This is a genomic window from Salegentibacter sp., from assembly GCF_036568425.1.
GTDB lineage: Bacteria > Bacteroidota > Bacteroidia > Flavobacteriales > Flavobacteriaceae > Salegentibacter.
The window spans coordinates 26,437-40,360 of the sequence record NZ_DATCSO010000099.1; the positions used below are offsets into that span (position 1 = coordinate 26,437).

Here is a 13,924-nt window from a genome sequence, read left to right on the forward strand (position 1 = left end):
GACATATGAACATAAAAATAAGCGGCACAGGAAGTTATATTCCAAACATAATCACCAAGAATGCCGATTTTCAGGAGCATGAGTTTTTAAACACTGATGGTTCTGGTTTTCCCCATGATAATAAAACTACGATTGAAAAATTTAAGGCAATAACGGGGATCGAGGAAAGACGATATATCGAAGATAATCTGAACACCTCAGATATTGCCACTCTTGCTGCTCAAAGGGCTTTGGAAGATGCTAAAACCGATCCGGAAACTTTAGACTACATAATCGTTGCCCATAACTATGGGGATGTTAAGGTGCAAAACCCTCAAAGCGATACCGTGCCGAGTCTTGCCACCAGAGTTAAATATCATTTGCGTATCAAAAACCCTAAATGTGTTGGCTATGATGTCCTTTTCGGATGTCCGGGCTGGATTGAAGGAATGATACAGGCACAGGCTTTCATCAAGGCTGGCATGGCTAAAAAATGTCTGGTTATTGGTGCCGAAGCCTTATCCCGCGTGGTAGATCATCACGACCGCGATTCCATGATCTTTTCAGATGGAGCCGGAGCAGCCGTTCTGGAAGCTACCGAAGAGGAAGGCGGTATCCTTTCTCATGAAACAGCTACACACAGTTTTAGTGAGGCAAATTATATTTTCTTCGGAAAATCCAACAATGCCGCCGCCACTGATGAGACAAGATATATTAAAATGAATGGTCGTAAGATCTATGAATTCGCCTTGAATCATGTTCCTGCAGCGATGAAATCTTGTCTTGAAAAAAGTGGTAAAGATATAAAAGACCTTAAAAAAATATTTATACATCAGGCCAACGAGAAGATGGATGATGCTATTATAAAGCGTTTTTACAGGATTCACAAAGAACCGGTACCCGATCATATAATGCCAATGACCATCCAGGAATTAGGGAACAGCAGTGTTGCTACCGTGCCTACCCTCTTTGATTTGGTTCGCAAAGGTAAAATTGACGATCAAAAGCTAAACAAAGGAGATGTGGTTATGTTTGCCAGTGTAGGAGCCGGGATGAATATCAATGCTATAGTATACCAATACTAGAATGTACGAAAACAGCTTCCCTAATAAACGTTATAAAAAAACGATGGAATTTTTGGAGGCTCACATTGATCATTCCGATAAGATATTAGATCTGGGGGTAGAAAATCCGTTTAGCAAAATGATGCGGAATCGTGATTTTAATGTGCATAATACTTCCGGAGAAGACCTGGATTTTAACACCAAGGCTGTTCAAACTTCAACATATAACGTGGTTACTGCGTTTGAAATTTTTGAACATTTGGTGGCGCCATTCAATGTTTTAAAAAACATAAAGGCTGATAAATTAGTGGCAACAGTCCCTCTTAAATTATGGTTTTCCAGTGCGTACCGAAGCAAAACTGATATGCGCGACAGGCATTTTCATGAATTTGAAGACTGGCAATTCGACTGGCTTTTGGAAAAGGCCGGATGGACCATTAAAAGCAGAGAAAAATGGACAAATCCAGTGAATAAATTAGGATTTAGGCCCTTTTTAAGATATTTCACCCCAAGATACTACGCAATCTATGCTGAAAGAACCTAAGCGAAATTATTCTTTTGGAGTTTAATAATAGCAACTTTTTAAAGTTCAGCATTTGAAAATTTATATAATCATTCCCGCCTATAACGAAGCCGGTTTTATTGGCGAAACCCTTCTGTCTTTAATTAACCAAACCTTAAAGCCAAATAGAATTGTAGTGGTGGATGATGGATCCACCGATAACACCCCGAATATTGTAGCTGAATTCGCTTCAAAATATTCCGAAGTATCACTTATTAAAAAAGATCCTGAAAGTGAAAAACATCTCCCCGGAAGTAAAGTAATAAATGCTTTTAATGAAGGTTTGAAGAGCCTTGATGAAGATTATGAGCTTATCTGTAAATTTGATGCAGATTTAATTTTTCCCAAAAATTACCTGGAGGTCATCACAAAACATTTCCAGGAAGATCCAAAAATCGGGTTAGCCGGTGGTTTCTGTGTAATAGAGAAACAAGGAGAATGGGTGTTAGAGAACCTTACCGGTAAAGATCATATTCGCGGAGCTTTAAAAACCTACAGGAAAGCCTGTTTTAAGGATTTTGACGGATTAAAACCTGCAATGGGGTGGGATACCTTAGATGAGCTGTTGGCGCAATACTACGGCTGGAAATTAAAAACAGACAAGAACCTATTGGTAAAACATCTTAAAGCAACCGGTAAAAACTACAGTAAATCTTCAAAATACAAACAAGGTGAGGCCTTTTACAGGCTACGCTATGGGCTCATAATAAGCCTGTTAGCTTCCGCAAAGCTCGCTTTAAAAAAAGGAAAACTCTCTTTTTTTAGCAATTATATGCAAGGCTTCTTCAAGGCTAAAAAAGAAAAACGGCCTTTTCTTGTAAGTGAAAAAGAAGGCCGTTTTATAAGAAAACTGCGCTGGGAAAAGATGCGCAGCAAATTATTTTAAACTACTCGTCCAGCATCATAAAGAGTGGTTTCCCGGAAGTTCCATTAGGAAAGGCTATCCCCAGCAAAGCTGAAACCGTAGGAGCTATATCAGTAATTTCTGAACGTTGGGTAGTGCTCCCCTGTTTCACTCCTGCCCCATAAAAGATCAAAGGAGCGTGGGTATCGTAAGTTAGTCCGCTGCCGTGGGTAGAACCTGTTCGGGAATATGTTATAGTAGCCGGATTTAAAACAAAAAGTACATCGCCACTTCTGCGCTGGTTAAACCCATTTTGCAATAAGGCCTGGATTCCCGTTGTATAACTCCCTGCGGTGAGTTCGCTTCTGGTAATTACTTTATCTATTTGTTCCTGTTTTAGGATATAAGCAGCAATAGTCTTTTCCAGGTTCTCTGCTTCAACTCCTGCTTCTTTCATTTTATCATAATCAAAAAATACCTGCCCATTGGAGACATTCATAATCAAGCCATCCTCACCAAATTCTTCAGAAACAAAATTCTCAAGCTTTTCAGTAAAAACAACATCATTAAAATAGCCTCCGGGAATATTAACAGATTGCAGATATGCAGGCACATCTACTGCGCCGTGATCAGCGGTAAGAAAAATAGTGTAATTACCTTCTCCCACATTTTCATCCAGGTAATCAATAACCTGAGCAATATTCAGGTCCAATCTTAAATAGGCATCCTGAACCTCTTTTGAATTTACCCCGAAGTTATGCCCAAGGTAATCGGTACTTGAATAACTTAAGGTGAGAAAATCGGTATACTCATCCTGTCCTAAGCTTTCAGCTTCAATAGCAGCAAGAGCAAAATCGGTGGTGAGATCACTGCCAAAAGGAGATATTTTGATAATTTCATAGTTTCCGTTATCATTTTTCAATTCCTTGAGATCATAAGGAAAGGAAGCCGTAGCTTTTCCTTTAAAGCCACCTTCAAAATCATTGATATCAACACCACTTTCAGCATAGGTTTTTATATCATAAAGCGGATTCCACACTTTAAAATACGACTCTGCTTTATTAGAATCATTAAAATCTTTTACCCATTGTGGCAGCTCGTCCATATAGAAAGAACTGCTAATCCATTTACCTTCATCCCTACCGTGGAACCAATATGCTGCATTGGCGGTATGCCCTGCGGGCAATATAGCGCCCCGGTCTTTTAGCCCTATCCCAATTGTTTTCCCTTTCATTTGAGTAAAAAGGCGGTTTTCGTCGGCAACACTGGTGGTTTTCATCCTGTGGGGAGACATTTTCCCAGCATCATCTGTTGTGCCAACAGGATTTACACTTTCATCACCGGCACAGTAAACAAACTGATTTTCAAATTTATTGAACCAGCTATTTCCTATTATCCCGTGATTCATAGGGCTGGTTCCTGTCCAAACAGAGGTATGCCCAGGCCCGGTGTAGGTAGGTACGTAGTTAAAATGATTATTTTTAAAGTTATAACCATCTCTTATCAATCTTTTAAAACCATCGTTGGAATAATGTTCCCAAAATCTGGTTAGGTAATCGTACCTCATCTGGTCTACCACAATACCAACTACCAAATTCGGTTTTTCTTCAGAAGATTTTTGTGCAAATAGCTGGAATGAAAACAAAAAGCTAAATACAAGAATAAAAGTATATTTCATTTTTATTAATTTTTGGAGTCCCTCAAAAATACTAAACTTCTAAAGCTAAAGTTTAATTCTACGTTAAATACTTTGGACTGTTTTTTTAGTATTTTAGCTTTACAAAAATTGGTTAATGAACTATTTGCACTCCGTTGGGGAATATTTTTTAATGCTGAAAGGGGTCTTTGGAAGAATGACTAAAAGATCGGTTCTAAAAGATCTTATTTTCAAGGAAATAGACGATCTTATTATAAGTTCTATCGGAATCGTAGCCTTTCTTTCCTTTTTCATAGGAGGTGTAGTTGCAATTCAAACCGCCCTCAATCTCACAAATCCATTAATTCCAAAAACACTGGTAGCATATGCCGCGAGGCAATCGGTTATTCTGGAATTTGCGCCAACTTTTATCTCTATAATTATGGCGGGAAAAGTGGGGTCTTATATCACTTCCAGTATTGGTTCTATGAACGTTACCGAACAAATAGACGCATTGGAAGTAATGGGAATCAACTCCCTTAATTACTTAATTTTCCCCAAAGTGATCGCGATGCTCACTTATCCTTTCGTGATCGCCATTTCTATGTTTCTTGGAATTGTTGGTGCCTACACGGCAGCGGTTCTTGGAGGCTTTGTTGGTCCCGATGCATTTATAGAAGGACTTCAGAACGATTTTAATCCTTTCCACCTCACCTATGCTTTTGTAAAAACCTTTTTATTTGCCTTTATTCTCGCCACAGTTCCTGCATATCATGGCTACTATATGAAAGGTGGAGCCTTAGAAGTAGGCCAGGCCAGCACCACCTCTTTCGTTTGGACGAGTGTGGTTATTATTGTAACCAATTATATTGTAACCCAATTATTATTAAGTTAGAAGGCGATGATAGAAGTTAAGAATATACATAAGGCATTTGAAGGGGAAGAAGTTTTAAAGGGAATAGATTTTGTCTTTGAACGCGGTAAAACCAATTTAATAATCGGGCAGTCCGGCTCAGGAAAAAGTGTATTACTTAAATGTATGTTGGGTCTTTTCCTCCCGGACCAGGGCGTAATTGAATATGATGGCAAGCCCTATACTGAGTTTAGTGAAGACGAGAAAAAAAACCTTAGTAAGCAAATAGGAATGGTTTTTCAGGGTGGGGCACTTTTTGATTCGATGACCGTTGAAGAGAATGTACTTTTTCCTTTAAGGATGTTTACCAAAGAAAGCCGAAAAAAGCTGATGAAGCGGGTTAACGAAGTACTGAAACGCGTAAACCTCGAAGGAAGCGAAAAGAAATATCCTTCCGAAATTAGTGGGGGCATGCAAAAACGTGTATCTATTGCCCGGGCGATTGTAAACCGTCCAAAATATTTGTTCTGTGATGAGCCAAATTCAGGGCTGGATCCAAAAACAGCTACGGTAATTGATAATCTTATCCAGGAAATCACCCGTGAATATGACATCACCACGGTCATTATTACCCACGATATGAATTCGGTACTGGAGATAGGTGAAAATATAGCGTTCTTAAAGAACGGGGTCTTAGCCTGGAAAGGTGACAAAGACCAGGTCTTTAAAACCGATGATGAAACCGTAACCGATTTTATTTATTCTTCCAACCTTTTTAAGAAGGTTAGAACTGCCCAGTTAAAAGGACTTTAATTAACCGTTTTTACGGCCAAAGTATCCAGCTTTAGCCTCACTTTTAACCAGGATTCAAACCTTTCTTTTTCCTGCTTTCTTTTAGCAGCAGAGATTCCCGGTTCCCAGGTTACTGTAAAAGTGGGGATCGTATCGGTCTTATCGAAATTTGTAGAAATAAGATTGGAATAGCCAAGCTCCTGAATTTCGCTGTAATTAATTTTTATTTCTCTACTTAAATCTGGGAACGAGAAATTATCCCCCCGGAATTTACTAAGCTCATTTTCCAGTAATACAATTCGGGCATCCTTATCTTCAATGATCTCCTGGTTGCGCACGTAGAGATCTTCCAGAATTCCACTTCGAACCTGAGTACTTAACTCGTTAATATCTCCACCCATTTCTCCCTGATGCACTATTAGTTTAGATTCCTTAAGTGCCTCCACACTTCCCATTTGTTCCTTCCAGGTATCAATGGTTCCTTGCGGCACCCTTTGACCTATAAGATAAACGTCAATGGTTTTCTCCTGATAATCCTGTGTGAATTTGATGGTCTCAGTCCCACTATAACGAACCACCTCGTTGATAAACTCTCTTGATTTCGATTCAAAAAGTTGCTTCTGTAGAAGATTTGCAAAAAGGATGACACTGGGGATCATAACAATAATGGCGATGGTAGAAGCAATTTGAGCAGTGCGCCGGCGCTTTCGGCTATTGGCATATTTCACCAGCGGAAAACCTAAGAGTTTGGTAACCACAAAGGTTGAAAGAGCAATAAACACGGCGTTTATTGAAAATAAATATAAAGCTCCACCTGCGTAAGACCAGTTGGCAATGGCCAGCCCATATCCCACTGTACATAAAGGTGGCATAAGCGCAGTTGCAATAGCAACCCCAAGGATGACACTTGCAATAGTTCCTTTTTTGGTTTTAGCAACAATGAGTGCCAAACCACCAAAAATAGCAACCAACACATCAAGAATAGTAGGGTAAGTACGGGCAATAAGTTCCGGAGTCTCTTCTTTTACCGGAGAGATAAGAAAATAAATATAGGCGGTGAGCACACTCAAACCAACCATTACACCAAGGTTAACAAAAGATTTCCGAAGGGTAATAACATCATTTATAGCAACCGACATGCCTACCCCTACAATTGGCCCCATTAAAGGTGAGATTAGCATCGCTCCTATCACTACTGCGGTGCTGCTCACGTTCAGACCAACCGAAGCCACAAATATAGAGAAGATAAGAATCCAGGCATTATGACCTTTAAAGGAGATATCTTTCTTAACGGCTTCAACGGTAGACTCTCTATCGGTATCATCCCGAATTTCAAGAAGGTCTTTGATGAAAATTTTCAGATTTTCAAAGAAACCGTGTGCATTTTTGCGCAATTCGGTTACATGGGGTTTATCCTGATCTAAAGAATTTTCCCCGGGTTGATTGTTATCCATGTAATCAGCCTAAATTATTTCCAAAACGCTCCTGAACTTTCTCCCTGAGCTCTTTTATTGATTGTTCCTTATCCTTGGGAAGCAGCAAAAGAACTTCATCAGTCTCCACAATTATATAATTATTGACTCCGTCGAGCACCACAACTTTCCCACTTTGGGTGCTTATTATATTCCCTGTAGAATCCAAAGGCAACAACCTGGAATTTATTACGGTGTTTTCCTGTTCATCCTGCGGAAGTTCTCTTTCCAGACTTCCCCAGGTTCCGAGATCATTCCATTTAAAATCCACCGGAATAACAAAAACTTTATCAGATTTTTCCATGATACCGTAATCTATCGAAATATTATCGGCCAGACCGTAGTTCTTTTCAAGGAACGCCTCTTCTTCAGGTGTATTCCAGATTTTATCCCCCTTTTCAAAAAGCCGGTACATCTCGGGAAGATACTTTTCGAAAGAATTAATTATGAAAGCTGCGCTCCAGATGAATATCCCGGCATTCCATAGATAGTTCCCGCTTTTCAGGAATTCTTCTGCTTTTTTAAAATTAGGCTTCTCAATAAAGTCCTCTACCGGGGCAAGCTTTGTAGTTTCTTCAGGGTTATATTTAATATAACCGTAACCGGTATTAGGAAAGTGAGGGCTTATGCCCAGGGTAATAAGTTTATCATCTTCCACAACCGCCTTAAATCCGGCCTCTACATTTTCAGAAAAATCCAGGTTATCATCAATCCAGTGGTCGCTGGGTGCTACAAGAATTAGAGCATCCTTATTCTTTTCTCTGATTTTAAGAGCCCCCAGTAATATACTTGGTGCCGTATTTCTCATTGCAGGTTCGGGAACTATCTGTTCGTCCTTTACCTGCGGCAATTGTTCTTTTACCAGGTGGGTATAATTCTTATTGGTAAGGATATATATATTTTCCTGCGGAATAAGTTTAGATAGTCGCCCAAAAGTAGTTTGGATAAGACTTTTTCCAGAACCCAGAATATCCTGAAATTGTTTTGGATTGGCCTGAGTACTTGCGGGCCAGAAACGGGAGCCCACTCCCCCGGCCATTAGAATCGCGTAATAATTTTTATTCTTCATATATCAGGCTTTTAGTAATTCTACTTCAGCATTAGGCTGAAACAGATAGATTCTACCTGTATTAATTTCAAGACATTCATATCTTTTAATCCGCCTTGGGCCTTTCTTAAAGGTTTTGCCGTTATAAATTCTGAAGATCCCACCGGTTGGAATTTCAAAAATATAATTTTTATCGTTTTCAGGATCAAAGCTTTTTAATGCCACCGAAAGTCTGGCGTCAGTATCACTGCTTGCGCGTGGATTCCGAAAATGATTCGCAATAACCGGTAAAAGACGTTGCGGAAAAACCTCTGGTCTTATAAACGGCAGCATCAATTCCCTGAAGGTTGATTTCCATTCGATTCCATGCGGTTTAATCGTTCTCCCATATTTTTCAAAAGCCAATAAATGGGAAATCTCGTGCACCAGTGTAATCAGGAACCGGTATTTATTCAGATTAGCGTTTACAGTAATCTGTTGAGAGCCATTGGGCATCCGTCTATAATCACCATGTCGGGTCTTGCGTTCATTAACTATTTTTAAATGAACATTATTCTCCCTGATGAGGCTAAAAACAGCAGGTATGGCCTGCACAGGTAAATATTTTTCAAGAATTTGCTTCATTAAATCTTATGGGGTGCTATTAGATACCTGCAACAATTTTCCGTTATAATATTTATTTCCGGTTAAACTAAAGTCCATGATATATTGCGCCATTTCTTTAGCTGAAAGCGGAGCCTTATATCCCGGAAAAGCTTCTTCCAGCATTTCGGTTTGTACCGCACCAAGGGCGAGCACATTAAAGGAAGGGCCGGTTTCCTTAAATTCTTCCGCGAGCAACTCTGTTAATGTAATTACTGCGGCTTTACTGGAACTATAAGCAGAAAGTCCCGGAAACTTAACACTTCCCTGCACTCCTCCCATCGTGCTAATATTAACAACATGAGAATCCTTATGAAAAAATGGGAGCAGCTTTTGAGTTAAACCTACCACGCCCATTACATTTGTTTTATAAATCTTCTCGAATTCCTCAAGGCTTATATCCTCAAAAGCTTTATTGATCAGAGCACCGGCATTATTTATAAGAATATCAACGCTATCAGCCTTACTTTTTAAGTAATCTGCAGCCCGATCTAAACCGGAAGATTCTGAAATATCGCAGGAAAGGCTGTGCACATTCTCAAGGTTAAGATCTAACACAGGTTTCTCATTTCTTGATAAAGCCAGCACCCTATGCCCGGCTTCAGCAAAAAGCTTTACTAGTTCAAAACCAATTCCTCTGCTTGTACCTGTTATTACAACTTGCTTCATTGCTCGTTTAGTTTTATTTCTTTTGTCTGAGTATTTGCCATTTTATAAATTCCCGGCTTTACTTTATCTATGAGGTCTTTCATATGTACAAAATCCAGGTTACCGGCTTCATCGGAAACGTGATGATAATACTCATAATTCGTAAAATCAAAAGTACTAATAGTCTGGGCGGGAATTTTAAATTCCTGGTAAAAGGGAAAATTATCGCTACGCTGAAATAATTTGAATTCTTTTGCCTGCGGGAGATAACCCAAAACCTCCTCTTGGGAATACTCATTGAATTTTTCTGCAAGGTTCGAGCTTTCATAGCCGGTTACATAAGCCAGATAATCTTTGCCTTCCATGGGCACTCCAATCATCTCAAAGTTTAGAACGGCATATAGCTCGAGTCCTTCTCGCTTTAGTTTTTCAGCTGCATATTTAGAGCCTTGCAGGCCCATCTCTTCCGCAGAGAAAAGCATAAACATCAGGCTTCTTTTATTCTCTTTAATTTTTGCAAAATGCTTAGCGAGCTCTACGAGCGCAACTGTTCCAGCGGCATTGTCATTTGCACCATTAGCAATAAAATCCCCGTTTACTTCTTTCCCTTCTCCAATATGATCATAATGTGCACCAACAAGAATAAACTCATCTTTTAAAACAGGATCTGATCCCTCTACAAAGCCAACGATATTATAGGCGTAGTGATTTTCGACCTGGAAGGTGTCCCGGTAACTGTCATAATAAGGCTGAATACCGTGGTCCCGAAAGGTTTTTTCTATCCGTTTTGCTGCTAAATCAATTCCTTCTCCACCGGTTGCACGACCTTTCAATTCATCAGAAGCAAGGTAACGCAACAAAGATTCTAAAGAATCTTCAGTATTATTTTTTTTCTCATCTTGTTCTTCTGTATCGGAGGTTTGAGCTGTTCCCTGGCAGCCAGAAACAGTTAAACCTAACAGGATCCCCAAAAAAAGCAGAAATTTTCTCATATGGCTAAAGATAAAAAAATCCCGCAATTAAGCGGGATTTTAAAGTTATAGAATGCAGTGAAAGTGGCTTTTAGGCCAGCATGGTCACCGGATTCTCCAAATATATTTTTAAGGTTTCAAGGAACGCTGCCCCGGTAGCTCCATCTACTGTACGGTGGTCACATGCCAGAGTTAGCTTCATAGTATTCCCAACAACGATCTGCCCGTTCCTAACAACTGGTTTTTCCACGATGGTTCCAACCGATAGAATCGCGGAATTAGGTTGATTGATGATACTGGTGAACTCTACTATCCCAAACATCCCAAGATTAGAAACTGTAAAAGTGCTTCCCTCCATCTCATCTGGCTGAAGTTTTTTATCACGGGCTTTTCCTGCCAGTGTTTTTACATTCCCTCCAATTTGAGTCATGGACATCTGGTCGGCAAACTTAAGAACAGGAACAACAAGACCTTCTTCCACCGCTACGGCTACACCCATATGAATGTGTTTAGCGATTTTAGTTGTATCTCCGGTCCACTGGCTATTCACCCGTGGGTGTTTACGCAATGCCATTGCACTAGCCTTTATTACCATATCGTTAAAGCTTACTTTAACATCTGGCATATTATTGATCTGCTTACGTGAAGCCATGGCGTTTGCCATATCTACCTCGATAGTCAGGTAATAATGCGGAGCGCTAAATTTAGACTCACCTAAACGTTTGGCAATTGTCTTACGCATCTGAGAATTCTTGATCTCCTCAAAGCTTTCTTCTCCCGCAGGCACATAAGCTTGTGTTACTGCTGGTTTCTTCTCAGCAGGAGCTTCAGCTTTTGTTGGTTTTTCTGAAGGTTTGTAGTCTTCGATATCTCTTTTTACGATACGTCCATTCTCACCGCTTCCTTCAACATCAGAAAGATCAATGCCTTTATCTTCAGCCATTTTTTTGGCTAGCGGAGAAATAAATATTCTTCCCGAAGATTTTTTACTCTCAGATTTACCGGAAGACTTCTCTTCTTTTTTATCTTTTTCCTCTTCTGGCTTTGATGTTTCTTCCTTCTTAGCAGCAGGTTTATCTTTAGCCTCACCGGTAGATATCCCTGAAACATCTGTTCCTTCCGGGCCTATAATAGCCAGAAGACTGTCTACTTTGGCAGTTTCACCTTCCTGAATGCCTATTTTAAGAAGCGTTCCCGTATAAAAAGATTCAAACTCCATAGTAGCCTTATCTGTTTCGATCTCAGCCAGGATATCTCCCTCTTCTACTTTATCTCCTTCTTTTTTGATCCATGAAGCAACAGTACCTTCCTCCATAGTATCACTAAGACGTGGCATGGTAATAATTTCTACCCCATCAGGGACTTCATTGTCACCACCTTCGTTTTCGCCCTCTTCCGTTTCATCAGACGATTCTTCTTTTTCTTCTGAAGATTTAGCCTCTTTATCAGCTTCTGAGCTTTCTTTTTTCAGCAGATCAGAAATATCTTCACCTTCTTCTCCAATAATTGCTAAAAGCGTGTCCACAGGAGCGGTTTCACCTTCTTCAATTCCAATATACAAAAGCGTACCTTCGTGAAAGGATTCAAATTCCATCGTTGCCTTATCGGTTTCGATTTCAGCAAGGATATCTCCCTCTTCTACTTTATCTCCTTTTTTCTTCAACCACTTTGCTACCACACCTTCTTCCATGGTATCGCTCAAACGCGGCATGTTAATTACTTCTGCCATAATTTATTCGGGTTTATGTGCTAAAAACGGATAGTCTTTCTGCTCGTATACGACATCATACATGACGTTTTTCTCAGGCCAATCAGATTCTTCTGCGAATTTCTCGCATTCAGAAACCTTGTCTTTAACTCGCTTGCTGATGGCTTTTATTTCGTCTTCTGAAGCATATTTCTTTTCCTTAATCACATCCAGCACCTGGCTGATAGGATCTATTTTCTGATATTCGGCTACTTCTTCTTTAGTTCTGTATTTTTGAGCATCACTCATTGAGTGACCGCGATAACGATATGTTTTTAACTCAAGGAAAGTTGGTCCATCACCTTTTCTTGCTCTTTTAATCGCTTCATCAAGTGCTTCAGCGACCTTAATAGGGTTCATAGCATCCACAGGGCCACAAGGCATCTCGTAAGCATTACCAAGTCTCCATATATCAAGACTCTTGGAAGTTCTCGCAACCGAGGTTCCCATGGCGTATCCGTTATTCTCTACACAGAAAACTACCGGAAGATTCCATTTTACCGCCATATTAAGAGTTTCGTGAAGCGAACCCTGTCTTGCCGCTCCATCCCCAAGGAAAGTAAGAGTAACGGCATTACGTTTAAAATATTTATCAGCAAACGCCAGCCCGGCACCAAGAGGTATTTGTCCTCCAACAATCCCGTGACCTCCATAGAACCTATGTTCTTTGGAAAAAATATGCATAGAACCACCAAGTCCCTGGGATGTACCGGTACCTTTTCCATAAAGTTCGGCCATAACCCTTTTTGGATCTACACCCATTCCAATAGGCTGCACATGGTTACGATAGGCGGTAATCATCTTATCCTTCTCCAGGTCCATTACATGCAGAGCTCCGGCCAGGATAGCTTCCTGCCCGTTATAAAGATGTAAAAAACCTCTCACTTTCTGCTGAATATAAACCTGCGCAAGTTTATCTTCAAATTTGCGCCAAAACAGCATATCCTCGTACCACTTTAAGTATGTGGCTTTTGTTATTTTTTTCATTTAACTCTATAATTTTAGGCCAGACAGATAGGGTTTGCCAAGCGGGTAACAAAAATACTATTTTCAATAAGAATGGAAAACAGTTTTAACCCAAAAATCACGAAAACGTTATAAGTAAGAATTATCAAAAATGAGTGGTAGCAAATCTTTTACAGATTTAGCTTTGACTATCGCCCCTGATTCTCCCATAAAATAAACTTCCATATCGGTTTTCTGTTTTACCTCATATTCTACCAGTGCCTGCCGGCAGGCACCACAGGGAGGGATAGGCGAAGTCACCGGTTTTTTCAGGGAAGTGGCCGAAATCGCTATACATTTTATTCTTGCATCCGGAAATTTCGCTCCCGCGTAATAAACAGCAGTACGTTCGGCACAAAGGCCGGAAGGATAAGAGGCGTTTTCCTGATTGCTACCGGTAACCACCTCTCCATTATCCAGCAATAAAGCTGCACCTACCTGGAACCTGGAATAAGGGGCATAAGCTTTATCCCTGGCTTCAAAGGTTTTTTGCATCAATGAGATTACATTATCAGGCAATTCTTCAAGCGAATCGAAAATTTCAAATTCTGAAGATATTTTAAACGATTTCATAGCTATAGTGAATATGACCCTGCGTGTTTAAAAAAGCAGGGGGATTTAAACCAAAAAAGCATCAAATGCAAATATGATACTTTTTAGA

14 protein-coding genes are annotated in these 13,924 nt (G+C 40.0%); 5 read left to right on the forward strand and 9 right to left on the reverse strand.

The features are described from left to right. The first annotated feature begins 5 nt into the window (after window positions 1-5). Genes VIM94_RS09465 through VIM94_RS09475 form a run of 3 tightly spaced genes read left to right on the forward strand, consistent with a single transcriptional unit; the run spans window position 6 to window position 2,491 of the window. On the forward strand, window positions 6-1,064 hold the full coding sequence (locus VIM94_RS09465; protein WP_332039054.1) for a ketoacyl-ACP synthase III: 1,059 nt from the start codon (window positions 6-8) through the stop codon (window positions 1,062-1,064). A gap of 1 nt (window position 1,065) precedes the next feature. After that, window positions 1,066-1,587 (forward strand): methyltransferase, encoded by a 522-nt coding sequence (locus VIM94_RS09470; protein WP_332039055.1) that lies wholly within the window; start codon window positions 1,066-1,068, stop codon window positions 1,585-1,587. A gap of 52 nt (window positions 1,588-1,639) precedes the next feature. Then, the gene (locus tag VIM94_RS09475; protein WP_332039056.1) at window positions 1,640-2,491 is read left to right on the forward strand and encodes a glycosyltransferase; all 852 of its coding nucleotides are present in this window, start codon (window positions 1,640-1,642) and stop codon (window positions 2,489-2,491) included. Between the two features lies 1 nt (window position 2,492). On the opposite strand, the gene pafA is transcribed toward VIM94_RS09475, so the two are convergent. Next, window positions 2,493-4,127: an alkaline phosphatase PafA gene (pafA, locus tag VIM94_RS09480; protein ID WP_332039057.1), complete on the reverse strand. Its 1,635-nt coding sequence runs from the start codon at window positions 4,125-4,127 to the stop codon at window positions 2,493-2,495. A gap of 115 nt (window positions 4,128-4,242) precedes the next feature. On the opposite strand from pafA, the gene VIM94_RS09485 reads away from it, so the two are divergent. Both VIM94_RS09485 and VIM94_RS09490 read left to right on the forward strand, forming a co-directional pair. Further along, window positions 4,243-4,980 carry an ABC transporter permease gene (locus tag VIM94_RS09485; RefSeq protein ID WP_332039058.1) on the forward strand — a complete coding sequence of 246 codons (738 nt, stop codon included), beginning with the start codon at window positions 4,243-4,245 and terminating at the stop codon, window positions 4,978-4,980. 6 nt (window positions 4,981-4,986) lie between these two features. Further along, window positions 4,987-5,751: an ABC transporter ATP-binding protein gene (locus VIM94_RS09490; RefSeq protein WP_332039059.1), complete on the forward strand. Its 765-nt coding sequence runs from the start codon at window positions 4,987-4,989 to the stop codon at window positions 5,749-5,751. On the opposite strand, the gene VIM94_RS09495 is transcribed toward VIM94_RS09490, so the two are convergent. From VIM94_RS09495 to cdd, 8 genes are all read right to left on the reverse strand, one after another. Further along, window positions 5,748-7,184, reverse strand: coding sequence for a DUF389 domain-containing protein (locus VIM94_RS09495; protein WP_332039060.1), 1,437 nt, complete (start codon window positions 7,182-7,184; stop codon window positions 5,748-5,750). The genes VIM94_RS09490 and VIM94_RS09495 overlap by 4 nt on opposite strands. A 4-nt stretch (window positions 7,185-7,188) precedes the next feature. Further along, window positions 7,189-8,271, reverse strand: a complete 1,083-nt coding sequence (locus VIM94_RS09500; protein ID WP_332039061.1) for a mannose-1-phosphate guanylyltransferase — start codon at window positions 8,269-8,271, stop codon at window positions 7,189-7,191. A gap of 3 nt (window positions 8,272-8,274) precedes the next feature. Next, on the reverse strand, window positions 8,275-8,874 hold the full coding sequence (locus VIM94_RS09505) for a SprT-like domain-containing protein (protein WP_332039062.1): 600 nt from the start codon (window positions 8,872-8,874) through the stop codon (window positions 8,275-8,277). A 6-nt stretch (window positions 8,875-8,880) separates the two neighbouring features. Next, window positions 8,881-9,561 carry an SDR family oxidoreductase gene (locus VIM94_RS09510; RefSeq protein WP_332039063.1) on the reverse strand — a complete coding sequence of 227 codons (681 nt, stop codon included), beginning with the start codon at window positions 9,559-9,561 and terminating at the stop codon, window positions 8,881-8,883. Then, window positions 9,558-10,532: a M20/M25/M40 family metallo-hydrolase gene (locus VIM94_RS09515; RefSeq protein WP_332039064.1), complete on the reverse strand. Its 975-nt coding sequence runs from the start codon at window positions 10,530-10,532 to the stop codon at window positions 9,558-9,560. Before VIM94_RS09515 ends, VIM94_RS09510 begins: the two co-directional genes overlap by 4 nt. A 70-nt stretch (window positions 10,533-10,602) precedes the next feature. Then, window positions 10,603-12,240: a pyruvate dehydrogenase complex dihydrolipoamide acetyltransferase gene (locus VIM94_RS09520; RefSeq protein WP_332039065.1), complete on the reverse strand. Its 1,638-nt coding sequence runs from the start codon at window positions 12,238-12,240 to the stop codon at window positions 10,603-10,605. Between the two features lie 3 nt (window positions 12,241-12,243). Beyond that, window positions 12,244-13,245: a pyruvate dehydrogenase (acetyl-transferring) E1 component subunit alpha gene (pdhA, locus tag VIM94_RS09525; RefSeq protein WP_332039066.1), complete on the reverse strand. Its 1,002-nt coding sequence runs from the start codon at window positions 13,243-13,245 to the stop codon at window positions 12,244-12,246. A 108-nt stretch (window positions 13,246-13,353) separates the two neighbouring features. Further along, complete coding sequence (gene cdd / locus VIM94_RS09530) at window positions 13,354-13,836, reverse strand: cytidine deaminase (protein ID WP_332039067.1); 483 nt, start codon at window positions 13,834-13,836, stop codon at window positions 13,354-13,356. Between the last annotated feature and the right edge of the window lie 88 nt (window positions 13,837-13,924).

What these genes read in the sequence shown, in the direction of transcription:
- VIM94_RS09485 (WP_332039058.1), top strand. Translation starts at nt 4,243, where the DNA reads ATGAACTATTTGCACTCCGTTGGGGAATATTTTTTAATGCTGAAAGGG.
- VIM94_RS09495 (WP_332039060.1), bottom strand. Translation starts at nt 7,184, where the DNA reads ATGGATAACAATCAACCCGGGGAAAATTCTTTAGATCAGGATAAACCC.
- VIM94_RS09505 (WP_332039062.1), bottom strand. Translation starts at nt 8,874, where the DNA reads ATGAAGCAAATTCTTGAAAAATATTTACCTGTGCAGGCCATACCTGCT.
- pdhA (WP_332039066.1), bottom strand. Translation starts at nt 13,245, where the DNA reads ATGAAAAAAATAACAAAAGCCACATACTTAAAGTGGTACGAGGATATG.
- pafA (WP_332039057.1), bottom strand. Translation starts at nt 4,127, where the DNA reads ATGAAATATACTTTTATTCTTGTATTTAGCTTTTTGTTTTCATTCCAG.
- VIM94_RS09510 (WP_332039063.1), bottom strand. Translation starts at nt 9,561, where the DNA reads ATGAAGCAAGTTGTAATAACAGGTACAAGCAGAGGAATTGGTTTTGAA.
- VIM94_RS09500 (WP_332039061.1), bottom strand. Translation starts at nt 8,271, where the DNA reads ATGAAGAATAAAAATTATTACGCGATTCTAATGGCCGGGGGAGTGGGC.
- VIM94_RS09520 (WP_332039065.1), bottom strand. Translation starts at nt 12,240, where the DNA reads ATGGCAGAAGTAATTAACATGCCGCGTTTGAGCGATACCATGGAAGAA.
- VIM94_RS09465 (WP_332039054.1), top strand. Translation starts at nt 6, where the DNA reads ATGAACATAAAAATAAGCGGCACAGGAAGTTATATTCCAAACATAATC.
- VIM94_RS09515 (WP_332039064.1), bottom strand. Translation starts at nt 10,532, where the DNA reads ATGAGAAAATTTCTGCTTTTTTTGGGGATCCTGTTAGGTTTAACTGTT.
- VIM94_RS09490 (WP_332039059.1), top strand. Translation starts at nt 4,987, where the DNA reads ATGATAGAAGTTAAGAATATACATAAGGCATTTGAAGGGGAAGAAGTT.
- VIM94_RS09470 (WP_332039055.1), top strand. Translation starts at nt 1,066, where the DNA reads ATGTACGAAAACAGCTTCCCTAATAAACGTTATAAAAAAACGATGGAA.
- cdd (WP_332039067.1), bottom strand. Translation starts at nt 13,836, where the DNA reads ATGAAATCGTTTAAAATATCTTCAGAATTTGAAATTTTCGATTCGCTT.